This window comes from Labrenzia sp. CP4, from assembly GCF_001579905.1.
Taxonomy (GTDB): Bacteria; Pseudomonadota; Alphaproteobacteria; order Rhizobiales; family Stappiaceae; genus Roseibium; species Roseibium algicola.
Window position 1 is genome coordinate 1,703,699 of record NZ_CP011927.1, and the last position, 23,488, is coordinate 1,727,186.

Genomic DNA, 23,488 nt, shown 5'->3' on the forward strand with positions numbered 1-23,488 from the left:
TTTGACATCCTGTCATTGTGTGTCCCGCGGGTAAATAAAATTTTCATGCTTTGTTCTCAGTGGAGGGTGACTTTTCACAGATCATTGAAAACGCGGCCAGCCCTTACTCTCCCCGCGGATACCTCTGGCTTTCTTCCACGATGTTCAGGTCCATGTGGTTGCGCATGTAGCGTTCGGAGGCTTTTTGCAGGGGCTGGTAGTCCCAGGGGAAATAGGCGCCGTTGCGCAGGGCTTCGTAGACGATCCAGCGGCGGGCCTGGGACTGGCGCACTTCGGCGTCGAAAGCGGCCATGTCCCATTGCTTTCCGGCAATTTCAGCAAAACGCACGGCGGTTGCGGCATGTGCCGGGTCGGCGGCGAGGTTGGTCAGTTCGTACGGGTCGTCCGTCACGTTGAAGAGCAGCGGCGGGTCGAGTTCGCAGTGGATGTATTTCCAGTCGCCCTCGCGGATGCCGACCAGCGGAGCGTAGGAAGCCTCTGCAGCATATTCCATCAGCACCGGTGCGGTACGGGGCTCGCCTTTCGCCAGAGGCACAAGGCTGGTGCCGTCCGTCCAGGGCATGATCTCGCTCATGTCGATGCCGGCTAGGTCGCAGACGGTCGGCAGAACGTCGAGCGTGCTGACCGGATCGGAAATGTGCTTCGGCGCGAGATCCGCATCGGCAACCATCAGGGGCACGCGGGCCGAGCCTTCGAAGAAGTTCATCTTGAACCACAGGCCGCGCTCGCCCAGCATGTCGCCATGATCTGAAACGAAGAGGATGGTGGTGTCCTCGGTCAGGTCCATCGCGTCGAGCGCGTGCAGGATTTCGCCGATCTTGTCGTCCAGATAGGTGATGTTGGCGAAATAGGCCTGTCGCGAGCGGCGGATGTCTTCTTCGGTGATGTTGAAGTTGCGCCAGTCGTTGGCATCGAAGATGCGCTTTGCATGCGGGTCGTGGTCGTCGTAGTCCATCGCCGGAACCTGCGGCAGCAGGTGCTCGCAGTCCTCGTAGAGATCCCAGTACTTCTGGCGGGCGACATAAGGGTCGTGCGGGTGGGTGAAGCTGACCGTCAGGCAGAACGGGCGGTCGTATTTGCCGCGGCCGTAGTCGTGGATCTTGCGCACGGCCTGGAAGGCGACATCATCGTCATATTCCATCTGGTTGGAAATCTCGGCAATGCCGGCGCCCGTGACTGACCCCATGTTGTGGTACCACCAGTCGATACGCTCGCCCGGCTTGCGGTAGTCCGGCGTCCAGCCGAAATCGGCCGGATAGATGTCGGTGGTCAGCCGTTCCTCAAAGCCGTGCATCTGATCCGGACCGACGAAATGCATCTTGCCGGACAGGCAGGTGGTGTAACCGGCGCGGCGCAGATGATGGGCATAGGTCGGGATGTCGGAGGCGAATTCGGCGGCATTGTCGTAGACGCCCGTACGGCGTGGCAGCTGGCCGGACATGAAGCTTGCGCGTGCGGGCGCACACAGCGGCGAAGCAGTGTAGGTGTTCTCGTAGCGAATCGAACGGGCGGCAAGTTTCTTCAGGTTCGGTGCGTGCAGAAACTCCGCCGGGCCGTCCGGAAACAAGGTTCCGTTCAACTGGTCGACCATCAGGATCAGGATGTTCTTGCGCTTTCCCATGCTGCTTCTCCGCCGCGAGTGAGGACCTTGCCGCAAGTGTTAGCTTTTTTTTAATTGAGCGATCAATCAAAAACGGCATAGTATGAAAAACAGGCGTCTTGGTGGCTGGCAATTCTGTCCGGATCAAGGACGTTCAGGGCAGATTTCTTTCGCGCGGACACGTTCACGCGGCGTCATTTCCATAATGAGGACATCAAAAAGAGGGGACATGAAAATGGGAAATCTTAACAAGCACATCCTGCAGTCCGGGGTCTCCCGGCGCAGCATCCTGCAAGGTACGGCAGCGATCGGCGGAGCGGCTGTTGCCGGTCAGTTCGCGATCGGTCCGGCAGCCGCGCAACCCAAGAAGGGCGGCACGTTCAGGGTTGGCATCGCCGCAGGCAACACCAGTGAAAACTATGACCCCGGCACCTGGGACAATGTCTTCGTGCAGGTGTTCGCCACATCCCGTCATGGCTACCTCATCGAGATCACCGCAGATGGTACCCTGGTGGGCGAAGTGGCGGAAAGCTGGGAGCCGTCTCCCGATGCCACGGTCTGGACCTTCAAGATCCGCCCGGGAATCGAGTATCACAGCGGCGGCACGGTCAAGCCGGAAGACGTGGTGGCCTCGATCAACTATCACCGCGGCGAAAACAGCACCTCGGCGGCGAAGCCTTTCGTCGACCCCATCAAGGACATCAGCGTCGACGGCGACAGTGTCGTGTTCACGCTGGAAGCGGGCAATGCCGACTTCCCGTTCGTGGTCAGCGACTATCACTTGCCGATCATGAAATCCTCCGACGGCAAGATCGATCCGACCAGCAGCGACGGTTGCGGTCCCTACAAGGTGACCAACTATCAGCCGGGTGTCATTGCCGAGCTGACCAGGAACGAGAACTACTGGAAGACCGACCGGGCGCATTTCGACGATGTCAAGCTGCTGACCATCGTTGACCCTGCAGCGCGTCAGTCAGCACTCCTGACCGGCAATGTCGATGTCATCGATCAGGTGGACCTGAAGACTGTCGGCCTGTTCAAGCGCTCGCCGAACGTCACGATCCTGTCGACCACAGGCACGCAGCACTACACGTTTGCGATGGACACGCGCACGGCGCCCTTTAGCGACAACAATGTACGTATGGCGCTGAAATATGCTGTCGATCGCCAGGAACTGGTCGACAAGATCCTGTTCGGCTACGGGGCTGTTGGGAACGATCATCCGATCAGCCCGTCAAACCGCTTCTTCGCGGGCGACCTGGAACAGACTACCTACGATCCCGACAAGTCGAAATACTACCTGAAACAGGCCGGTCTCGATTCCCTTGACGTCAGCCTTTCAGCGGCTGATGCGGCCTTCGGTGGTGCCGTCGATGCGGCCGTGCTTTATTCAAACAGCGCGAGCAAGGCCGGCATCAACATCAAGCCGACGCGCGAGCCGAATGACGGTTACTGGTCCGATGTGTGGATGAAAAAGCCCTTCTGCGCGGTCTACTGGGGCGGACGTCCGACGGAAGACTGGATGTTCTCCGTAGCCTATGCGTCAGGCGCTCCCTGGAACGATACCTACTGGGAGAACGAGCGCTTCAACCAGTTGCTGAAGACGGCACGTTCCGAGCTTGATGAAACCAAGCGTGCCGATATGTACCGCGAAATGCAGAACCTGGTGCGCACCGACGGTGGTGTGATTATTCCGATGTTCGCCAGCTATGTCATGGCGCACAACGAAAAGGTCCAGCATCCGGAAAAGGTTGCCGCCAACTGGACCCTGGACGGTTTCCGCGCCGTCGAACGCTGGTGGTTCGCTTAACAGAACCAAGACGGCACCTGCAGCCGTTAAGGCGAAGGCGGTGGAAACCGCCTCGCCGGATCGACCTTCAAAGCGCTCCTGTTTGGGGCCTTTCCAACGGCCGGCCGGGCAAGTCCCGCCGGCCGCTTTTTTTCAATTGGACTTTTCCGAAATCAATTGTTGGCGAAAGGCCTCGACGTTGACGATCAGGCCCGGCAGCAACCATTGAAACAGCCGCACCACATCGCCAACCGGCTGCGCGTTGGTGTCCCGGGCAATCGCCGCTTGCAGGATTTTCGGTGTCAGTCCGCCAGGGTTGGGCAGCGTCCGGGCAAGGTTGACCGCGCAGTCGTGAACGCGTTCGCAGGCCTTGCCATAGTCGGTGGTTTCGATCTGAGGACGCAGTGCATTCCACGCGAGGCGAAAGTAGCTCGGCCAGCGGGCAAGGGCACGATAGTCGGTGTTCACGAACGGCAGGCCGAGCGTGCGCATGATGTCGTCGTAGACATCTCGTGTCTGGCTGTCGACGTGGTGCATTTCCATGAGCACCGGTGCCCCCAGTCGCCGCGGCCCGTGTTCGCTGTCGTAGGGTGAAATGGTGCTGCTTTCGCGAAGGTCATGGTTCTCGATCAGAAGCCGGGCAGCTGTCGCGATCAGGAGATAGGGCATGTTGCCGTGGGAGAAGACCTCGATCTCGTCTCTTATCCGCTCGTATCCGCTCGAGTTCCTGATCCGCATACCCGCGTTTGCGCAAATCCCTTGTAATTTCCGGAACCGAAAAGGCGGCAACTTCCTGCTCTGCACATGATCTCAGCTCCGCGCAGGCTGCAACGAATTCCCTGCTTCCGGCAAGGTCTCGCAGTCCGCCCCACAAGGCGGCGTAGAAGTTCGGATATTGTGCAAAGGCCATCGTCACCACGCCCATCCATGGCACTTGCAGCACGGCCTTGGTGTCTTCGTAGACAGCGCGCAGCGCTTCGTCGGCACGGATCTCCGGAACCGTGGTCACTTGTGGCAAGGGGGAGGGCTTGCGGCGTGGCAGGGTCTTGCCGGACTGTTTGGCAACCATCGCCGCCAGTGCCTGAAGTCCCGTTTCATAAATGCCGGCAACCGCGGAACGTGCCTCCTCTTCTGAAGCGCCTTCAGCATCGAACCTTCCCGACCATTCCACTTCGCAGCCGTTGCCGGTCGCAAGGATCCGGAAAGTCGAAGTGTAGTCGCGCACGGGAAGGGGGCCAGAGAAGATGCGGTAGCTGTAGGTTCCGGGAACCGTTCCGTCGTCGGTCCGAGCTTCCTGGAGTATCGCGCCGTCCGGCAGTGTCAGGTGGCGCACCGTTCCGGAAGGTGTTTCGCTCGTCTTGCAGTCCGCAACGGCCGGATGCCATGCACCGATCTGGTCAAAACCACCTGCAAGCTGTCGGACCAGGTCTGGATGGACCGGCAGGGCTTTTTTTTCGGTGAACGTCGATCATCGTCTTCCTCCCGTTCAAGTTTGGGCAATCGTGAAGTGGCGGCTGTTCATTGGTCGGGTTTGGTCGCGTCATCGGGCTGACGCGACCGGGCCGTTTGTTCAGGCGCCCATCTGCTGAGCGTCGTATTGGGTAACCTGCGGGAAATCATGCTCCGGGTCTGCCACGTGCCGCACATACTGGATCAGGGTGTAGATCCCGATGATCCCGATGGTTTCCAGAAGGGCCTTGTCGGAAAAACCGGCCTGCCGGACTGCATCAAGCGTTGGAGCGGTCACCTGACCGCGGTTGCGGACGACTTCATTTACGTAGTCGAGCAGGGCCTGCGTCCGCGCATCCTCCGCGCGGCCTTCCATTGCGGCCAGCATCTCGGTTTCGCTGCCGCCGTGCATCTGGCCCACTTTCATGTGAACGTTGACACAATAGTCGCAGCGATTGAGTGCGGAAACGAGCATGGCTACCTGTTCGATCTCCTTGCCCGTCAGTTCTATACCGTCGTTGACGCCGGCATTGAGCGCAAGGAAGCCCTTCAGCACATTGGGGGCATTGCCCGTGACCTTGAAGAGGTTGATGACGCCGCCGAATTGCCGCTTGGCCTCATCAAAAGCCTCCTTTGTGGTTCCTGTTGCCTGGCTGGGTTCGATTTGAAGCATGTTTGGCATTTGTCGTTTCCTTTCGTGTATCAACTGACCGACCAGTCAAGTGGTGTTTAAGCGTGCTCGGACGTCCGGTGTTTGCCGCAACTGGCGGCGGTTAGGGTTTAAGGCTGTTCAGATGAGAGAGGGCGCCGGGGGCAAGAAGGGTGATGTGCGATGGGTCGTTCTGTGCCTTGGCCAGCAGAAGCCCACCCTGAATGAGGCCGATGACGACATCTGCTCCCTTGTCGCAATCGATCCTGGCGAGTGAACCGGTCTCGATGAGCTGGTGCAGGATATCGCGCACCGGGGCTTTCCACGTCGTCAGTGCGTGTTTGATGGCCTCGCGTACAGGGATATCCACGGCCCCGAGTTCCAGGCTCATGTTTCCGACAAGGCATCCTTGTGCAAAGCCGTGCCGGACTTTCCAGTCCCGGTTTGCCCTGGCGGGAACGTCGAAGAGCTGGCGGAGCTTTTCTTCCGGTGCTGCGTCACTGTCGGCAATGTCGCGGAAAGCTTGTCCGAAAGACGTTGCATATCGCTCGATCGCTGCAGCCAGAAGATCCGACTTCGAAGGGAAGTAGTGGTACAGCGTTCCCTTGTTCACCCCGGCGCTCTTGCAGAGTTCCGTGGTGCCGACGGCACCGAAGTTGCGTCCCAGAAAGAGCTCGGTGGCGGTGTCGATGAGAATGTCGCGTGTCGTGGTCATGCGGGATTGATATTTCCAACTGACCGATCAGTCAATTGATTGACGCTCACCCCAAGTTCACGACGTCGCGAGGTGGGTCTTGCCGTCTTCAGGTCTGGATGCCTCGAAAACGGCCGAACCGGAAGGAGATTAACCCTTGTCAGATATGCAGCTCCGTGTCGCCAGATTTGATTTAGTTGAAAAAGACGCTTGACCTGGAGTGCACTCCAACCGGTACCTGAGAGAAATCGTTCCGTTCGGAGACTGACATGCGGATTGGCGACCTGGCCGAGAAATCGGGACTTTCGACCGACACCCTGCGCTACTACGAAAAGATCGGCCTCCTGCCGCGTCCCTTGCGGGACGGTGGTGGGCGGCGGGTCTACGATGCAACGATCCTCAGGTGGATCGACTTCCTGGACCGGCTGAAATCGACCGGTATGGGCATCAAGGACCGGCTGCGTTACGCGGACCTGCGTACAAAGGGCGAAGCTTCGTTGACGGAGCGCCGGAAGCTGCTGGAAGCGCACAGGGGAAAGGTTGTCGGCGATATTGCCCGGCTCACCGAGATGCTGGACGTCCTGGACGATAAGATTGATCTCTACAGAAGGATGGAAGCGGGTGAGACCGTTGATCCGGCCTTCGAAAGCTGCGCCCGGACCGAACACGGCGCGCCGCCAAGCAAGGAAGCTCCGAAACATGAGCACCGCCCTGGAGCGCGGCCGCGCGCTGACGCAGAAACTTAACCCCGACCTGGAAGCCATTCTCAGCGATCGTTACGACGATCTTCTGCCCGGATTTTCCGAAAGCCTGATCGAATGGGCTTACGGTCGGCACTATGCCCGGGAGGGCCTCGACCTGAAAACTCGCCAGTTGTGCACGATCGCGGCCCTGACCGTGCTTGGCGGGCAGACGGCTCCGCAACTCAAGATCAACATTGAACACACGCTTGCCGCCGGTGCGGACCGGAAGGAAGTCGTTGAGGCGATCTGGCAGATGGCCGTCTATGGCGGCCTGCCGGCAGCAATCAACGGCCTCAACGCGGCCCGGGAGGTGTTTGAGGCGCAGGATGCAGCGTAAGGGGATCTAGGCACACAGCGTTGCCGCCAAGATAAAACCCGCCGTGGTCATCCCGGATCTTCGCTGCGCTGCGTCCGGGATGACTAAAGACAGTCAGGTGCAAGGCGATTGGATGCAGGTGACGCCGGTATCCAACTTCTGCTGAGCCCCCAACTCAGGCTGCGGCGACATCCTGCAGGAACCGGTCGATCCGTGTGGTGACTTCGGCAAGTTGCCGGGTGGCTGCACCGGTGATTTCTTCCACTTCACGGGCCGACAGACTGGTTTCGCTGGAGCCTCGGGAGAGATCGCCGATATTTTCCGATACGCTTGCGGTCTGGCCTGCAGCCTGGGAGACGCCGGTGGAGATTTCCGCGGTGGCCCCGGCCTGCTGTTCGACGGAGCTTGCCATGGCGGCTGCGGTCTCGTTGACGGACTCCATCATTTCCATGATCGCGCTGATCGCGTCGACGGCGCCGTTGGTGGCCTGCTGGATTTCGGACACCTGGCTGGAGATTTCCTCTGTTGCCTTGGCCGTCTGACCGGCCAGTGACTTGACTTCCGAGGCAACCACGGCAAACCCCCGCCCGGCTTCGCCGGCGCGTGCGGCTTCGATGGTCGCATTGAGCGCGAGCAAGTTGGTCTGCTCGGCAATTTCCTGGATGAGCTGGACAACGGCACCGATGCGTTCGGCAGCCGCCGACAGGCCCTTGATCTGGTCGTTGGAAGTGCGGGTTGCCCCTGCAACTTCCTCAACGCGCACGAGGGTGTCGTTGACCTGCCGGCCGACCTCCTGAACGGAAGCGCTGAGTTCCTCCGTGGCGGCAGCGATGGTCTGGACGTTCTGGCTGGCCTGGCTGGAGGCGGTGCTGACGTCTTCGGACTTGCCCGTCGTCGTGCGGGCAATCTCGGAAAGCTGCTCGGCCGTGTTGTCGAGCTGATGCATGTTGCCGGTCACCGTGGCGAGTGCCTGCTCGATATCCTGACGGAACGAGGCCACAAGCGCATCGACGGTGGCCTGGCGCTGGCGGACACCTTCCTGGCTTGCAAGGGTTTCTTCTTCCAGCCGCATCCGTTCGATTTCCCGGTCACGGAAGGTTGCGACGGCCTGAGCCATGTGACCGATTTCATCCTTGCGGTTTGCAGCCGGAAGATCGAGAGCCGTGTCGCCGTCCCTCAGTTTGAGCATCGCATCGGTCAGGCCCCGGATCGGGCGGATGATGGCAGTGGAGAGCAATACGACGAAAGCGATGCCCAGAAGCAGTGCAAGGGCAAGCGTAATGGTGATCTGCGTTTGAGCGCCGACGGCGCTTGCCAGCGCGGTCGCACCGGAATTGGCGCTGATGATTTCTGCTTGTTCCGTCAGGGAGGAGGCGGCGGCGGCAAAGGATTGTTCGCTTGCGCGCAGTGCCGCTGTCGAAGTGACGACTTCGGCAAAGGTGGCTTCCAGTTTCGGCAAGGCATCGCCACCGGCGGTAACAAGCGCCTTGAGTGGACCATTGAGAAGATCATTCAGAGCCTTGTCAGACGTGTTCTTACCGGCTGAGGTTCGCACCGTGTCCAGATTGCCAAGTTCCGTCCGGGCATCGCCCAGATAGAGCTGGAATGTATCAGCGGCGTTTTGCGAGGATGTGTTCAGATAGTCTGAATAGGCGCTGCGGATGCCGAGCACGCTACGCGCCACACTCTGAGTGTAGTTCGACAGAAGCGCGATATCGGCGCTCGCCTTGTCGAAGTCCCGCAGTTCCTTCGTCAGGTCGTCAATCGGTGCTTCGGCGGCCTTGATGATCGTGTCGGCAAGGGTGATCAGTTCAAGGATGGCCGGTTCCAGTTTGTTTTTCCAGGCGCCCTCTTCCGGGGACTTCAGGTGCGCTTTCAGAAGCTTTTCAAAGGACTTGGAGCTTTTGGTGAGGTCCTTGACGCTGTCCTTGATCGTGTCTGTCTTCACCGTGCGGCGAACCGCCTTCGCGTCCTTGTCGAGGGCATCCACCCGGTCCGCCAGTTTCTTTGCCAGGGTCTTGTCTGGTGTTGCCGCAAAGGTTTCGGCTTCCTGCGCCAGCACCACAGTGGTGATGCGCATGTTGCTGAGCCGGGGGCTGACGTTGGACAGGTTGGTCATCTTGCCTTCGTTGGTGATGGCAAGGGCGGATCTGTAAGCGGCAAGGGCCTTGTATTCCTCGAAGGCCTTGTTGGTGGTTGCAACCAGTTCGGAGGTGAGGGTGTCGAGGTTCGCAGCCGCTGTGTCACGGCTTTGCCGTGTGTCGCGCAGCGTCGCAAAGCCGGTCTCCAGATCGCCGACGATGCTCGCGAACTGCGTTGCCGCCTGGGGTTGGCTTTCAGACAGGGCGAGACTTTCCTGCGAAATCAAGCCAATGTCTGCAGCAACCGCTTCCGCCGTCTGGCTGCTGCCATCGCGACTGAATGTCTGGGCGTGGGACAGCAACCGGGGGACGCTTCCCAGTAGTTCGTTGGCGGTCTTCGCCACCGTTACCGAGTTCTTGACCTCCGAGCTTGCGAACAAGCCCCCCGCACCGACCCCGATGGCGCACAATAGCATGGCGCCGAAGCCGATCTGCAGCTGGGTCTTGATCGGCCAGTCGAAAAAGGGGCGCTGCCGTGCCGGTTGTCCGGCCCGCTCATGCCTTGTTGCTGAGGGCTCGGCTGCAGTCTTCCTGAAAGGAAGGTTCACGAACTTCATTCTTGAGCTCCGGACGTTGTCTTGCCGAAAGCATTTTGAATTGAAAGTTTTAAGAAGACCCAAAAGAGACTTGCATTAATTATGGGCGGTCTTTTGTGTGCTTGTTGTGCAGGTAAGACTTTGGAAAGTAGTTTTCTGAAGTTATGCAACTTTTCGAGGTGGTTGCTCTGCAGCAGAGATAAATTGTCTATTGCGTCAATCGCTTGGGGTTGTTTTGTGGCGTTTTCTGAAGACGCGCGTTCAAGGCAGACTGCAGGCGGTCGGTAACGGACTGGTCGATATGTGAGTTGCAGGCCAGGGCAAGTTCGACGGTCTGCAGGGTCAGCAGTTTCTCGATCTCCACCCCTTCCTGTTCCGCGACATAGGGAGCCGAAATCAGGCCACCCAGCCAGAGCTTGGTGTGACCTGACCGCAGCATGTTCGCATTGAGCCCATCTTCGTCCACCAGCACAAGATGGGGATGGCCGGCGTCCTGAAGTTCATTGGTGCTGGTCCAGCCGCCGACGGCTCCTGTCGAATAGCCGAAACTGTCTTCGACTGTCGAAAGTTCTATGGAACTGCCCTTCAAGGCAAAAAGGCCGTATCCGTCGATTTCCAAAGGTCCGACCCAGGTGAAGTTCGGTTCGCGTTCCTGAGTGCGCCACAGGGCCATGAAACAATGGTTGGCGTTGCTCTCCACCGCATTCAGCCCGCGTTTGAACGGCCGCATGTGCATCTCGACCGTTATGCCGGCGTCATCGGCGAGATCTTGTACAAGTTGGGTGACAGTTCCCGAGACTTTCCCGTCTTCACCAGGGAAATAGAGTGGTTTGTAGTCCTCGGTATAGATGACGATTTCAGGTTCGCTGGTTTCCACTGCAGAACTGGTGCTTGCTCCGGCAAGCGATAGTAGTGCCAAAAATAACAGTGATAACCTGATGTGCATGAAGGCTCCGGTTCATGCGTCCTGTCTCGAAATTGCTTGCCGAAAGCGGCGCTTCGGATGCCACAGTATACATATTCGCGACTTCAAGAAGTCAATTCACTTGAGCGCGTCCGGCCTAGTCTTTCCTGTCCTGGCGGTCGCTGTGGCCGAGGTCCTTCTCCGGCCAAAGCAGGTCACGAAGCCGCTGTTTCAGCACCTTGGCCTCCGGAAAGCCTCCATCTGTCTTGCGGTCCCAGACAAGTTGACCGTCGCAGACGATTGTGAAAATGCCTCCGGTGCCCGGAACAAGAGTGACAGCGCCGGCTTCTTCCGAGAAGGTGGACAGGATTTCCTGCGCCATCCATGCGGAGCGCAACAGCCAATTGCATTGGCGGCAGTAGGTGATGATGATATGGGGCGATTGGACGTTCGTCATGGCGTCCGGCCAGCTCCTCTGTTTCGCTCGATTGTTCCTGCTTGTGCCACAGCTTTCCTCTGACGCGCCAGACACCATTTTGCCGTACATCCTGGAGGCCTTTGAACGGCATCAGGACCTGCATCGTGTTTGTGGCTCTCCCCTGTCAGCCCGGCCCCAGCCTGGGCTGACAAACCGCGTGTTCAGGCTGGAGGCTGAGAAGGGCACGTTCTTCCTGCGGCTTCCCCGTCTGGAATCGGCAGGCAACATCGACAGGAAGGCAGAGGCAAGAAACCTGATGCTCGCCGCTGCGACTGGAATTGCCGTGCCACCGGTATTTTGTGATGCGGAGGCCGGCATTCTGGTGACCCGCGCCGTCGAGGTCACCGGCAGCCCTGCCGATCTTTCGGAGCAGTCGTCGTACAGCCTGGCCCGTGCACTCGGCGAGGCATTGGGGCAATTGCATGGGTCCGGTGTGACCTTCGAAGGGCTGCTCGATCCGGACAGCGTGCTTCAGGCGCAGTGGCAAGGTCTTCGGGACGCAGTTCGGTGCCGGGAGGAAATGACCGGGCTGGAAATAGTGTTGCAGCCGATCCGTGCCGGCACCGCTGGTGGTGCTGGCCGGATGCTTGTTCCGAGCCATGGCGATCCATCCCCCGGCAACTGCCTCATGTCATCCGACCAGCTCTGGCTGATTGACTGGGAATTCTCAGGCATGTCGGATCCCGCCTGGGATCTTGCCTACGCCGTTCTGGAGCACGAGATGAGTGCGGATGAGGAAAAGGTGTTCCTGAAAGCCTATGCAGCAACGGGCGCTGCGGTGCCCGAGGCCGATTGTCTCGGCGTTATGAAAGCCAAATGCGACGCCGTGTCGGCCCTCTGGGCGCTGGAGCAGGTGGCGGCGGGGCGAGACGAGGATGTGTTCCTTCCCTTTGCACGGCAGCGGCGGGGGCGGGCGCTCCGGCAACTGGCCCGTCTTTCCTGAGCGCCCGGAAACAGCACCGAAGGCTTGAAAGTCGGGATCAGTTGAGCGGATCCGGCCACTTTGGATCAGCCAGGCACTGACTGTATCTGTTCGACATCCGGTTGCGCAGAGACTGGTTTTCGGGCTCGGCCAGAAGCTGGTCCCAGATGCCGTCCGATTTCAGATATTCAAGCGTACAGCCGCAAGCGGCTTCGCAGATTTCTGTCGTGGCGGTCGTACCCTGGCAGGAAACCGTGCAATTGCGCACGAAGGCATTGGCGGAGCGGTCCATCTCCGGGCCGATCTGAGTTGCCGTCCACACAAGGCCGAACAGCAAGGGCTGATGCAGCAGATAGACTGGCAGGGAATGGCGGCCGAAGAACCGCGTCAGCCGGCCGGGACGGTTGGCGAATGTCAACCTGGACAGCGTCTGCCACAGATTGATCTTTCGGAAAATCTTCGAGATGGCGACGCCCGCCAACGTCACTCCGGCCCAGGGCACCAGCGGCACATAATCCACACTGGCAAAATCCGGTGTGCCGAGCCCTGTCCACAGCCAGAGCTGGCCGTCGAGGGCGGACGAAGCTGCCCAGATGGGCAAAGTGAAAACGAACGCCGCAGCAAGCCCGGCAAAGACGAACGGAAGGCGCGTGAAGGGAAGGGCGATCACGCTGGACAAGGCAATGGAATGGAGAATGCCGAAGCGGACAAAAGTATCGCCGAAAGTGAAATAGGTGACCAGCGACACGGCAGCTGCGGCTGCGACGATCACGGCAAAGCGCCGCCAGAAGGCATGCCAACGGATGCCCAGGTGGTGGGCGAAATCCAGACTGACGCCGGCCAGAAGCAGGAAACTGCCGGCGATCGAGGCGGCGAACATGCGCCAACCTGTGCCCTGGGCAACGGGCCAGTCGACATAGGCAAACCAGGAAAGGTCCCAGGAGAAATGGTAGATCGCCATGGCGACAACAGCGAGGCCGCGGGCAAGATCAAGCACGGCCAGACGCGTTGAACGCATTAAGGAACTCTCTGAACGATGACCGGTACCGGTTTCGAGCGGTAGTGCCGGTATGGATTAGCTGCTGAACGCCACGACCAGTGTCGTGATCAGGGCCGACGCAGCGAGCATTGCGCCGACATATGGCCATGGAGACGGACGATGGACGGTAAACACGTCTTGGTTCGCCGGGTCTTGCAGCATGCCCTCAACTCCCTTGTCCCACCACGAAGTGGGGCAAGAGTGGGCCAAATGTCCGGCAGCGAAAAGATAGTAAATCAATTGCTAACCGGTTTTCCCAAGGAAAACGACCTGATGTGGAAGACCCGGCAAAAATGACCTAGTCGGCTTGACCCGCCGAACGTCTTGAAGCCCGGGCTAAAACAGCGCTGTGTCGGTCGTCAGAGGTCAAGCGCGTCGAGACCGGCTTCCAGGTGGTCGGCCAGGAGCGGCATGCCGAGAAGATAGGTTGCTGTCGAACCGACGGCGCGCTCGCGTGCCTCGTCGACCGCTTGCTGGAAGTCTTCAGCCTCGAAGTCACCGCGGCCAATCCAGGAGATGGCCACCAGTTCGGCAGCTTCATCCACGTTGAGATCCTCGATCAGCTCCCGCAGTTCCTCGTCGGAGAGGTCATCGTTTTCCTCCTCCGCAAGGCCATCGTGACCGTGACTTTGCTCCAGGGCATCGGCGTCGAATTCGACGTCGCCTTCATGGCCGTCCTCGAACGTATCCTGAAGAGACGATGCAACTGCCCGCGCCTTCTGGGCGAGCAGGCGGATCGTGTCTGCTGAAAGTGTGAGGTCGATGTCCATTGCTGCCTCCGACAAACCCTTCGTTTCTTTATCGATCCACTTTTCGCCGTTGGCAATGGTCATGATGTGAAATCCCTCACTGGCGCCGGTTGCGTCGGCGTAATACTACCACTTGAGGGCAAATGCCCCGTAGCGGAATTTGTTCCACATGGCTTGCCGGAAGTTTCCGAACGCACTCGCAAAGACCTGGACTGCGGTTATCCCCGGTATTCAAGGTCGCGCCATGTGACTCTGGTTAATTTCCGATCGATGCCAGCCTTGAACCGCGTGCGGTCTTGCAGATGACATGTGATCTTGCTTTACTTGGCGAACGAACAAATTCCTGTCCTTGACCGTGATCAACAGCGGACGCAACCAGCGGGTCACCTGAGGACGGTGAGGCTGCGGGCGCGTGCACGTACACGTACGCACTGCGGGGCTGTCTCGGATGAAGGTTCAAAGGGAACCATCGTTGGGCAGGAATCGTTATCCGGGGGCGGACCGGGCACTGAGGCCCGGCACTCATGTGCCAAGCATGAGGCCGGGTCTCGGCTTTTGAAAGGTCGGGCTCCAGGCGCTGATCTTGACTTCCTGAAACAGACGGAGCCGCCGCGGCGGCTCCTTGTATGTCAAGCTGTCAGAACATGGCGCTTGCCGGCCGACCGGCGTTTGCCGGTGCCTGGCCGGTTGCTGAGTGCGCGACGGGCTCGGTCTTCGGGACACCGTTCGTGTTGGCCGGGTTTGCCATCGCCGCTGCTGCGACCAAAGCGGTTGCCAGCAGCATGCCCAGAAAGATTGCCTGCAACAGCGGCCGGGCTTCATGCAGGTCGCTTTTGGAGGGGACGGACTTTCTGGTTTTCTGGTTATCTACGCGTGCCATGGTGAAGATCAGTCAGGTTCGAGCGGTTGTACTTCGGTTTCTGTCAGTCTGCCTGCGCTTGAACGCCGGTCAGGTCCTGAAACAGTCGGCGGGCCAGCAGACGGGTAACGGCAGCCATGGTCAGGAAAGCGACCATCGGCAGCACCAGTGACGGCTCCAGTGCGGACATCAACATCAACAGGCCTGCTGCCACTATGAACAGCAAAACCGGTGGGAAGCTTACGTTCTGCGACTTGATGGTCGCCTGTACGGTCGTTGCGTGGGCCATTGGCTCCTCCATCCGCTGGGATGAGTTCAATCTCGTTTGAAATTGCGCCGGCACGCGGACGCGATTTAGACATGCGCCGTGTGTTTTCGTGACTATTTTGCGGCAAATTCGATCTATTTGCTGCCGCCTTGGCAAGGCGGCACAATAGGTAGTGTCCGTGTTCCGAATGGCGCTGCATTCAGGGGGGCGACGGTTCTGTTTTCCATTCCGGCAGTCTTGATGTGCGAAGGTGGAAGGTTGTGGTTCCGGGGTCTGGATCTGGCCAATTAAGCTTTCGTAAAATTGACAATACAACTTCTCATAAAAACGTATTGCATTGTTTAATTACTGTAAAAACTGACATAACCCAGATATTTTACGATGCGATTTTAGTGTTTGTTTGCATTTCGGAAGCATGCTTGCTCGCCGGGACATCCGATACAAACAGACCAGGCATGGAATGACGATAAACGCTGCGCAGAGCGCCACGGTGGGCAAGCCGACAGACCCAGTAACGTCGACAGAACCATCGGTCCAGAAGGCCGGGGAGCCGCCGGCCTTGTCGCTGGCGGGTATCCAGTTTTTCATTGCCGATATCAGCAAGAAAACCATTCTCTGGCACGAGGTCGGTTCCCAGAGTTTCAATAGCGAAGTGCGGGATCTGCAGGAGGCGCCCTCCAACGAGGCACTGCGCCACCTGTCGCCAGAGGATCGGAAGACCATTCTCCGGCTGGTCCAGGGTGCGATCCGGGAAGGCCAGGCCGGGCCGTTCGACGTCGGCGGCGGGCCGGACCACCGTATCCCGGGCATTCCGATCGTTGCCTATCGTTACGAGTTGCCGGACGGCAAGATCCTTGCGATCTGCTTCCCCTCCATCGGTGAGAATGACAATAATCCGGGCCGGGTCATACTGGGACTGGCACCGATCCTCCAGCATTTCGTCGCGTCCTCCACCCGCGTTGTGCTGCTGGTCGACAATTTCGGCTACGTGCGCTTTGCCAGCGACGGTTTCCTCAAGAGCTTCCAGATCGAGGATGCTCGCCTGATCCTGGGGCGCAACATTGCCCATATCCAGAACCGCGTCGGGCGAACGATCGTCTCCTTGACGCTTGCGGCATTGACGCGCCGGGCCAGTGCGACCGGGCGTGGCAAGTTTCTGCTGGCGTCCAACGACAGCGTCGAACTGAAATACGACGCCATGTATTTCCGTGTCGGCGGCACGGTGGGCGGGGTGCTGTTTTCGGCCGGCCATGCCGGCGGTGACGTCGACTTTGCCAGGGTCTTCGAAGCGTGCAGCGCGCCGATCCTGGTGGTCAACATCAAGTCAAAGATCATCATTGCGGCGAACAACGCAGCGATGAAGACCTACCATCTGACATCGGACGTCCTCGACAGCCGCCCGATCACCGAGATGCTGCTTCACCCGAGCAATTATGCGTCCCTGTTGACCTCTGCCAAAGACGCCTCGGAAGTTCCCCTGTCGGTGCCGGTGACGGTGCTCAATGGCCAGACCAAGAAAAAGCGCTTCAAGTGCACGATCATCGATGAGGACAAGGACGATCCGAAGCTGATCCTTGAAACGAGAAGCTAATCGCGCCCGCCACTGAGAGCGACTGAAACGGTACTTTTACGCCGCTGATGCCGCGTCACTGCCGTGGTGTTCCACGGCCCAAAGGTAGACCTGTCCCAGGATTTCGGTCAGGCTCCGGCCTTTCGGTGTGAGGGCATAGCGGACGCGGCGGTGGGCGTCGTCCAGTTCGGTACGAGCGACCAGTCCAATCTCTTCCAGGTGGCGCAGTTCCTGGGTCAGCACCTTGCGGCTGATCGGTTTCAGTGTCCGCTGTAGTTCCAGAAAATGATGATCCCTAGCGGTCAGGCAATGCAGAACCTTTGGGGTGTGTTTGCCGCCAATGCTTTTCAGCGTGTCGGCAACAGGACAGTCCTGCGTGCCAGGCAGGCGCCAGAGGGATGCGATCGGTTCGCTCATGTCCGTCTCCACCGGTTCGCCGGGGCCAATGGCCCGTCCGGGTTACCAAAAGGTGCCTAATTGAACGTATTTCCGCGTCCGCCTAGGTGAAGAGCCAACCTATCACCAGGAGGAGAACGGCGGCAAACATGTCCGAGATCCAGATCCACACTATCCCGATCCTGCCATTCGGCATGGTCAACGCGTTTCTGCTGACCTTTGCCGGTGGTGCCGTGCTTGTGGACACCGGGCTGCCGGGCAGCGAGACCAAGATCGAGAAGGGGCTGGCGAAGGTCGGGCTTTGCCTTGCCGATCTGAAGCTGATCGTGGTGACCCACGGCCATATCGACCATGCGGGCAGCGCCAAGCGTCTTCAGAAACTGTCGGGCGCGCCAATCGTGCTGCATGAAGGTGATTTACCCTATTGCCGGGGCCAGGCTCCCCTCCTGAAGCCTTCGGGGCTCTTCGGTCGGCTGTTCAAGCTTTCAGGCGCGATCGAACGGCCGTTTGCGAAGGTGGAGCCGGACATTCTTCTGTCAGGGGACCAGACACTGGATCTGACAGCCTATGGCGTGCAAGGTGTCATCATGTCGACGCCAGGCCACACGCCCGGATCGCTGTCGGTACTGCTTGACGATGGTGCCGTCCTCGCGGGGGATCTGGCGGCGTCCGGCATTCTTCTGGGGGGAATCGCGCTGAAGGGGCGGCCCAAGCCGCCGCCCTTTGAAGAAGACCCGCTTCAGGTCGCCCGTTCGCTGAAATTTCTGCTGTCCAAGGGGGCAAAACGCTTCTATCTCGGCCATGGCGGACCGCTCGATGCCGGGGTGATTGAAAGATACGCCGGCAAACTGGCGCAAACGGCCTGAAAACTCCCGTTCTTCTCCGGATTTGGTCTTGTTTTCCGCAGCGCACGGATCTAGGGTCCGCGCGCTGTTAATCCCGTTTCCCCCTGGAGGACATTATGGGCTTTCTTGCTGACGCATTGGCGCGTGTTAAACCTTCTGCGACCATCGCCGTCACCAACAAGGCACGCGAGCTTAAAGCCGCAGGCCGCGATGTAATCGGTCTCGGAGCTGGCGAGCCGGATTTCGATACCCCGGAAAACATCAAGACAGCCGCCATCAAGGCCATCACCGACGGCAAGACCAAGTACACCGCTGTCGATGGTATTCCGGAGCTGAAGGCGGCCATCGTCGAAAAGTTCAAGCGGGAAAACGGGCTTACTTACGAAACCAGCCAGATCACCGTAGGTACCGGCGGCAAGCAGGTGCTTTACAACGCGCTGATTGCAACGCTGAACCCGGGTGATGAAGTCATCATTCCGACCCCTTACTGGGTAAGCTATCCGGACATGGTGCTGCTCGCAGGCGGTGAACCGGTGATCGTGGAAGCGGACAAGTCGACCTTCAAGATTACCCCGGAAGCACTCGATGCGGCGATCACATCGCGCACCAAGTGGCTGATCTTCAACTCTCCGTCCAACCCGTCCGGTGCGGCCTACACGGAAGCTGAACTGAAAGCGCTCTGCGATGTGCTGATGAAGCACCCCCATGTCTGGGTCATGACCGACGACATGTATGAGCATCTCGTCTATGACGACTTCAAGTTCACCACGCCCGCTCAGGTGGAGCCTGCTCTTTACGAGCGCACGCTGACCGTCAACGGCGTGTCGAAAGCCTATGCAATGACCGGCTGGCGTATCGGTTATGCCGGCGGCCCGGCAGACCTGATCAAGGCCATGGCCAAGGTGCAGTCGCAGTCGACCTCCAACCCTTGCTCCATCGCCCAGTGGGCGGCGGTCGAGGCGCTGAACGGCACCCAGGACTTCATCCCGAAGAACAACGAAGTCTTCAAGGGACGCCGGGACCTGGTTGTCTCCATGCTGAACCAGGCCAACGGCATTTCGTGCCCGGTGCCGGAAGGCGCGTTCTACGTGTTCCCGTCCTGCGCCGGCACAATCGGCAAGACGGCCCCGTCCGGCAAGGTGATCGAGAGCGACGAGGACTTCGTCTCCGAGCTTCTGGAAGCTGAAGGTGTCGCCGTCGTTCACGGTTCGGCTTTCGGGCTTGGTCCGAACTTCCGCATTTCCTATGCGACCTCGACCGAAGCTCTGGAAGAAGCCTGCACGCGCATCCAGCGTTTCTGCGGGAACCTGAAATAAGCTTTTCGGACATCGAAAGATTTGCGAAAGGGCGGCCGACGGCCGCCCTTTCCTGTTGTAGGTTGCGTTTTCTGGTTGAGGAATGCGCGGTTTACAGCACAGTTCGAACGCTCTAGCCTTTCCCCGTCAGGTGGAGGTCGAGCGATGGCAAATTCACATCAGAAACAACTGCTTCTTGATCTGTTCGAAAGCCTGCCGTCGATTGTCTTCATTGTGCTCTGGCGACAGACGGGTGATCTGGAGCTTGCAGGCTGGAGTGGTTGCGGTCTTGCGGTTTTCGTTCTTGCCGGCTTTGTGCTGGTCAAGGCGCCCATGCACCCCGTATTGCTCGGTATAAATCTGCATATCCTGCTGGTGACACCGCTTCTGGTCGGCCTGTATCGGTTTGGCGACGGCACTCTGGCATCATTCCTGACAGGCTATTCGTACAGTGCCGTTTTGTTGACCGTGACGCTTACCGGCGGGGTCTTGACCCTGTTCTCACGCGGTGGATTTGCCGGTGTCCCAAACTTGCCCAGATCGACGCAGTACCGACTATCGTTTCTGATGCTTGCCGTATCACTGGCTGGAACGGTCTGGGCGTTCCAGGCGCCGGAAAACAGCCTTCTTCCGGTGATCGTCACCTTGACCCTTCTGATTGCCGGTCGCCGGTTTCTGCTTGCCCGTGTGTCGGACAGGTCGTCGAACGGTGGTGTGCTTGCCCCTGCTCTGGCGGGCAGTGCCGACACTACCGACGGTTACACCTGAACCTTTTGCCATTGCCGCGATTTTGACGTCTTGGCGCGTCATATCAGGGGCGTGATCCGCGCCTTTGCTAAAAGCGGATATTCGCAGCCGAACGGGAGTTCTCTACATGCGTATTTTGAAACCGGTTCTTGCCGCCATGGCCATTGTGTTTGCCATGCCGGCCCTTGCCTCCGAAGACAGCCCAAAGGTTGAAATCGGCAAACTGAGCTGCCTGGTGGAAGGCGAGCACAGTTTCATTGTTGGCTCTTCAGCAACACTCGGATGCAGCTTTTCACCGGTCGACGGCGGAGCGGTGGAAAACTACAAGGGGACCGTCCGCGACTACGGGCTGGATATCGGCAAGACCAAACAGGCCACGCTGGTCTGGGGCGTGCTGGCACCTTCCGCAAACCGGAAGCCGGGCCTTTTGGCAGGCACCTACGGCGGGCTGACCGCCGGGGCAAGTGTTGGTGCGGGCATCAAGGCGAACGCGCTGTTGGGTGGTTTCGACCGATCCATCGCGCTCAACCCTTTCAGCCTGGAAAGCCAGACAGGCACGAACCTGACACTGGGTGTCAGCAAGATGACGCTGGAACTGATCAACTAAGCCTCAGCGGCTGTCACTGTCCTGTTTCTCCGCTTTAGTCGCGGCAGCTTTCGTTCGCGCCGGCACAAGGAGTTTCTTCCTTGTCCGGCCGGGTGTTCTGCCGGTTGATCTGCTCGGTGCGGTTCAAACGCTCCGCACCGTCAATCTGCTGCCGGGTGGAGAAACCGGACTGTTGGCGGTTGAGGTTCTGGTTCAGCTGCTGACCGGCAGAAGGCAGCCGCGGCGAGGTCATCATGGGAGGACTGCGCAGCTGGGTCGATTGCGCATGCGCGGGTATTGCCGACGTGGCAGCAAACAGGGCTGAACAGAGTATCAGGGTTTTGGTCACGCGTGCTCCTTTTGCCCGAGGCCGGTTCAAGTTGGTTACATAGGCCTCCGCGCGTCAATTTCACTATCTGCCAATTCCGGCAGGGCAATGGCACATGGTTGGGAAGGTCTGAAGGCGGGACTTTTTTCAGTCTTCAGCTCAAATTTTCTCCACCGCTTGCCGGTCTGGAGATCTCGGTCGGGAGAGCCTTTATAAGCCTCTGGGATCGGCGGTGTTTTGGATTTTTGTGCACTTTTGGCGAGCTGTCATCGGCCTGGAGACTGAGCCGAGACCAGGGCAAATTGCTGCGCTGCCGCGTAAGATTCCCTTGCGTTGCCGCCGATATCGGCGCGACGATGGCTGACCGCCCCTGGTCGATCGGCCGCAGTTTGGGGCTTGGTGCTGTTGAGTACCGGGCAAAAGGCCTTCGATCCCATCCGGGCGAGACGCGGCAGGCCGCGTCCCCCAGCCGGCCCTGCCGCGTTGTTACGAGGTATCCTCGAACTAACGGGAGGCTCAGCATGGCAATCACTTCAAACGGAAAAGGATCTGCTGCGGGCAGCGCTCCGCGCTGTATCGCCCTAGTGGGTCCGTTCGGCAGCGGCAAGACCAGTCTTCTGGAAGCCTTGCTGGCGCGAACGGACAAGGTGGCCCGGCAAGGATCCGTCGCGAACGGAAATACGGTGGGCGACGCTTCGCCGGAAGCGCGTGCCCACGGCATGAGTGTGGAACTGAACATTGCGGACGCGGAATTCCTGGGAGATCGCTTCGTGTTCGTCGACTGCCCTGGATCCGTGGAGTTCCTGAGCGAAATGGACGGGGCGCTTTCCGGGGTGGATCTGGCTGTTGTGGTGGCGGAGGACGACGAGCGCAAGGTTCCAGCCCTGCAGCTGATCCTGAAAGCCCTTGAAGCCCGCGCCATTCCGCGGGTTTTGTTTTTAAACAAGATCGACAAGAGCACGCGGCGGGTGCGCGATGTCCTGAGCCTGCTGCAACCGGCATCTGCGGTGCCGCTGGTGCTGCGACAGATCCCGATCTGGGAAGACGGCCTGGCGACGGGGTTCATCGATCTCGCGCTGGAGCGGGCGCATGTCTATCACGAGAAGGAGGAAAGCACGCAGATCGACATGTCCGATGCGGACCTCGCACGTGAGCACGAAGCCCGTTTCACCATGCTGGAACACCTGGCCGATCACGACGACGACCTGATGGAGGCGTTGCTCGAGGATATCGCCCCCAATCGCGATCAGGTGTTCGCCGATCTGGTGAACGAAATGCAGGACGGTCTCATCTGCCCGGTTTTCTTCGGCTCCGCAGAACACGGCAACGGTGTCAGCCGGCTGCTCAAGGCCTTGCGCCACGAGGTTCCTGGTGTAGACCTGCTGTCGCGCCGGGTGCTTGGCACGACGTCGCGCGCGATGCTGCAGGTCGTCAAGACGCTGCACACCCAGCACGGCGGCAAGCAGTCGATCGCCCGCGTTCTGGAAGGCGTGGTCTCCGACGGCGATACCCTGTTCCTCAATGGCGACACCGAAATCAAGGTGTCCGGACTGTTTTCTGTCTTCGGCCAGCAGGCGAACAAGATCGCAACGGCCGGCAAGGGCGATCTGGTTGGGCTCGGGAGGCTCGATGATGTCCAGACGGGCGACCTCCTGAGTTTCGAAAACGGAAAGATCGAAAGCCTTCAGGTGCTTGAACGGCGCAATCCTGTTCTGGCGACGGCGATTTCCGCCAAACAGCGCAAGGACGAGGTCCGTCTTTCCGCGGCACTGGCGAAACTGGTTGAAGAGGACCGCTCGCTGATCGTCTCGCAAAACCAGACAACGGCCGAAACGTTGCTTGCAGGGCAGGGCGAAATGCATTTGCGTGTTGCCCAGGAACGGCTTGCCGGAAAATACGGTCTGGATATCGCCGCCAATACACCGCACGTGCCTTATGCCGAGACGATCCGGTCAGGCACCAAGGTTCGTGGCCGTCACAAGAAACAGTCCGGCGGGCATGGTCAGTTCGGCGATGTGGTGGTCGAGATATCTCCGCTGCCGCGCGGCGAGGGCGTCCAGTTTTCAGACACGATTACCGGGGGTGTCGTGCCGAAACAATATATCCCGTCCGTGCGTGACGGCGTGTTGGATGCGTTGGGGCAAGGCCCGCTCGGTTTCCCGGTGGTGGATGTGTCCGTCTGTCTGACGGACGGCTCCTATCACTCTGTGGACAGTTCCGACCAGGCCTTCAAGATGGCCGGCATACTTGCAATCCGGGAAGGTCTGCCTGAGTGCAAGCCGGTGCTTCTGGAGCCGATCCACAAGGTGGTGATTGCCTGCCCGAGTGATGCGACCGCGCGGGTGAATGCGATCGTCTCGGCACGACGCGGACAATTGCTTGGCTTCGACGCCCGTCCCGAGTGGAATGGCTGGGATGAGGTGCAGGCGTTGATGCCGGAGGCGGAAATCGGTGACCTGATCATCGAACTGCGTTCGGCGACCGCCGGGGTTGCAAGCTACACCGCCGAGTTCGACCATATGGCGGAACTTTCCGGCAAGGCGGCGGATATTGCCCTGCAGAGGTCCGGCAGACAGGCCGCGTGA

At 59.5% G+C, this 23,488-nt stretch carries 23 protein-coding genes and 1 pseudogene; 10 read left to right on the forward strand and 14 right to left on the reverse strand.

The features are described 5' to 3' along the window. Positions 1–103 precede the first annotated feature (103 nt). Positions 104–1,621, reverse strand: a complete 1,518-nt coding sequence (gene betC, locus ACP90_RS07835) for a choline-sulfatase (RefSeq protein ID WP_062487755.1) — start codon at positions 1,619–1,621, stop codon at positions 104–106. Positions 1,622–1,835: 214 nt separating this feature from the next. Between betC and ACP90_RS07840 the strand changes: the two genes are divergently transcribed. Beyond that, positions 1,836–3,410 carry an ABC transporter substrate-binding protein gene (locus ACP90_RS07840; RefSeq protein WP_062491451.1) on the forward strand — a complete coding sequence of 525 codons (1,575 nt, stop codon included), beginning with the start codon at positions 1,836–1,838 and terminating at the stop codon, positions 3,408–3,410. A 132-nt stretch (positions 3,411–3,542) separates the two neighbouring features. On the opposite strand, the gene ACP90_RS07845 is transcribed toward ACP90_RS07840, so the two are convergent. From ACP90_RS07845 to ACP90_RS07860, 4 genes and pseudogenes are all read right to left on the reverse strand, one after another. Beyond that, positions 3,543–4,058 carry a halocarboxylic acid dehydrogenase DehI family protein gene (locus tag ACP90_RS07845; RefSeq protein ID WP_062487757.1) on the reverse strand — a complete coding sequence of 172 codons (516 nt, stop codon included), beginning with the start codon at positions 4,056–4,058 and terminating at the stop codon, positions 3,543–3,545. Continuing rightward, positions 4,006–4,839 (reverse strand): annotated as a pseudogene (locus tag ACP90_RS07850) (SRPBCC family protein); the annotation flags it as partial. The pseudogene ACP90_RS07850 and the gene ACP90_RS07845, both read right to left, overlap by 53 nt. 120 nt (positions 4,840–4,959) lie before the next feature. Next, positions 4,960–5,520 carry a carboxymuconolactone decarboxylase family protein gene (locus ACP90_RS07855; RefSeq protein WP_062487760.1) on the reverse strand — a complete coding sequence of 187 codons (561 nt, stop codon included), beginning with the start codon at positions 5,518–5,520 and terminating at the stop codon, positions 4,960–4,962. A 91-nt stretch (positions 5,521–5,611) separates the two neighbouring features. Continuing rightward, entirely contained in the window at positions 5,612–6,202 is a 591-nt protein-coding gene (locus ACP90_RS07860) for a TetR/AcrR family transcriptional regulator (protein WP_022997987.1), read from the reverse strand. A gap of 248 nt (positions 6,203–6,450) precedes the next feature. Here ACP90_RS07860 and ACP90_RS07865 point away from each other — a divergent pair, with 248 nt between their 5' ends. Together ACP90_RS07865 and ACP90_RS07870 are read left to right on the forward strand one after the other, a co-directional pair. After that, positions 6,451–6,927: a MerR family transcriptional regulator gene (locus ACP90_RS07865; RefSeq protein ID WP_062487762.1), complete on the forward strand. Its 477-nt coding sequence runs from the start codon at positions 6,451–6,453 to the stop codon at positions 6,925–6,927. Continuing rightward, positions 6,881–7,261 (forward strand): carboxymuconolactone decarboxylase family protein, encoded by a 381-nt coding sequence (locus ACP90_RS07870; RefSeq protein ID WP_062487764.1) that lies wholly within the window; start codon positions 6,881–6,883, stop codon positions 7,259–7,261. Before ACP90_RS07865 ends, ACP90_RS07870 begins: the two co-directional genes overlap by 47 nt. A gap of 154 nt (positions 7,262–7,415) precedes the next feature. On the opposite strand, the gene ACP90_RS07875 is transcribed toward ACP90_RS07870, so the two are convergent. The 3 genes from ACP90_RS07875 to ACP90_RS07885 all read right to left on the reverse strand — a co-directional run bounded on the left by ACP90_RS07875 (position 7,416) and on the right by ACP90_RS07885 (position 11,278). Continuing rightward, positions 7,416–9,938, reverse strand: coding sequence for a HAMP domain-containing methyl-accepting chemotaxis protein (locus ACP90_RS07875; RefSeq protein ID WP_062487766.1), 2,523 nt, complete (start codon positions 9,936–9,938; stop codon positions 7,416–7,418). A gap of 187 nt (positions 9,939–10,125) precedes the next feature. Next, complete coding sequence (locus tag ACP90_RS07880; protein WP_082809693.1) at positions 10,126–10,863, reverse strand: transporter substrate-binding domain-containing protein; 738 nt, start codon at positions 10,861–10,863, stop codon at positions 10,126–10,128. A 115-nt stretch (positions 10,864–10,978) separates the two neighbouring features. Continuing rightward, positions 10,979–11,278 carry a SelT/SelW/SelH family protein gene (locus tag ACP90_RS07885; protein WP_062487769.1) on the reverse strand — a complete coding sequence of 100 codons (300 nt, stop codon included), beginning with the start codon at positions 11,276–11,278 and terminating at the stop codon, positions 10,979–10,981. On the opposite strand from ACP90_RS07885, the gene ACP90_RS07890 reads away from it, so the two are divergent. Continuing rightward, complete coding sequence (locus ACP90_RS07890) at positions 11,277–12,242, forward strand: choline/ethanolamine kinase family protein (protein WP_062487771.1); 966 nt, start codon at positions 11,277–11,279, stop codon at positions 12,240–12,242. The genes ACP90_RS07885 and ACP90_RS07890 overlap by 2 nt on opposite strands. A 37-nt stretch (positions 12,243–12,279) precedes the next feature. On the opposite strand, the gene ACP90_RS07895 is transcribed toward ACP90_RS07890, so the two are convergent. The 4 genes from ACP90_RS07895 to ACP90_RS07915 form a co-directional block, all read right to left on the reverse strand. Beyond that, positions 12,280–13,239, reverse strand: coding sequence for a heparan-alpha-glucosaminide N-acetyltransferase (locus tag ACP90_RS07895; RefSeq protein ID WP_062487773.1), 960 nt, complete (start codon positions 13,237–13,239; stop codon positions 12,280–12,282). 380 nt (positions 13,240–13,619) lie between these two features. Then, positions 13,620–14,093: a DUF3775 domain-containing protein gene (locus ACP90_RS07905; protein WP_022997978.1), complete on the reverse strand. Its 474-nt coding sequence runs from the start codon at positions 14,091–14,093 to the stop codon at positions 13,620–13,622. A gap of 553 nt (positions 14,094–14,646) precedes the next feature. After that, positions 14,647–14,889 (reverse strand): hypothetical protein, encoded by a 243-nt coding sequence (locus tag ACP90_RS07910; protein ID WP_022997977.1) that lies wholly within the window; start codon positions 14,887–14,889, stop codon positions 14,647–14,649. A gap of 43 nt (positions 14,890–14,932) precedes the next feature. Beyond that, positions 14,933–15,157 carry a hypothetical protein gene (locus ACP90_RS07915; protein ID WP_145915727.1) on the reverse strand — a complete coding sequence of 75 codons (225 nt, stop codon included), beginning with the start codon at positions 15,155–15,157 and terminating at the stop codon, positions 14,933–14,935. A gap of 439 nt (positions 15,158–15,596) precedes the next feature. Here ACP90_RS07915 and ACP90_RS07920 point away from each other — a divergent pair, with 439 nt between their 5' ends. After that, the gene (locus ACP90_RS07920; protein ID WP_208993484.1) at positions 15,597–16,727 is read left to right on the forward strand and encodes a hypothetical protein; all 1,131 of its coding nucleotides are present in this window, start codon (positions 15,597–15,599) and stop codon (positions 16,725–16,727) included. A 36-nt stretch (positions 16,728–16,763) separates the two neighbouring features. Here ACP90_RS07920 and ACP90_RS07925 read toward each other — a convergent pair whose 3' ends face one another. Continuing rightward, positions 16,764–17,123 carry a helix-turn-helix domain-containing protein gene (locus ACP90_RS07925; protein ID WP_145915728.1) on the reverse strand — a complete coding sequence of 120 codons (360 nt, stop codon included), beginning with the start codon at positions 17,121–17,123 and terminating at the stop codon, positions 16,764–16,766. Between the two features lie 128 nt (positions 17,124–17,251). On the opposite strand from ACP90_RS07925, the gene ACP90_RS07930 reads away from it, so the two are divergent. The 4 genes from ACP90_RS07930 to ACP90_RS07945 all read left to right on the forward strand — a co-directional run bounded on the left by ACP90_RS07930 (position 17,252) and on the right by ACP90_RS07945 (position 20,596). Continuing rightward, entirely contained in the window at positions 17,252–17,968 is a 717-nt protein-coding gene (locus ACP90_RS07930; protein WP_062487781.1) for an MBL fold metallo-hydrolase, read from the forward strand. Between the two features lie 95 nt (positions 17,969–18,063). Beyond that, the gene (locus ACP90_RS07935; protein ID WP_022997972.1) at positions 18,064–19,263 is read left to right on the forward strand and encodes a pyridoxal phosphate-dependent aminotransferase; all 1,200 of its coding nucleotides are present in this window, start codon (positions 18,064–18,066) and stop codon (positions 19,261–19,263) included. A 144-nt stretch (positions 19,264–19,407) separates the two neighbouring features. After that, the gene (locus ACP90_RS07940; protein WP_062487783.1) at positions 19,408–20,010 is read left to right on the forward strand and encodes a hypothetical protein; all 603 of its coding nucleotides are present in this window, start codon (positions 19,408–19,410) and stop codon (positions 20,008–20,010) included. A gap of 106 nt (positions 20,011–20,116) precedes the next feature. Continuing rightward, entirely contained in the window at positions 20,117–20,596 is a 480-nt protein-coding gene (locus ACP90_RS07945) for a DUF992 domain-containing protein (protein WP_062487785.1), read from the forward strand. Positions 20,597–20,630: 34 nt separating this feature from the next. On the opposite strand, the gene ACP90_RS07950 is transcribed toward ACP90_RS07945, so the two are convergent. Next, on the reverse strand, positions 20,631–20,924 hold the full coding sequence (locus tag ACP90_RS07950; protein ID WP_077292192.1) for a hypothetical protein: 294 nt from the start codon (positions 20,922–20,924) through the stop codon (positions 20,631–20,633). Positions 20,925–21,424: 500 nt separating this feature from the next. On the opposite strand from ACP90_RS07950, the gene ACP90_RS07955 reads away from it, so the two are divergent. Further along, positions 21,425–23,488, forward strand: coding sequence for an elongation factor G (locus ACP90_RS07955; protein ID WP_062487786.1), 2,064 nt, complete (start codon positions 21,425–21,427; stop codon positions 23,486–23,488).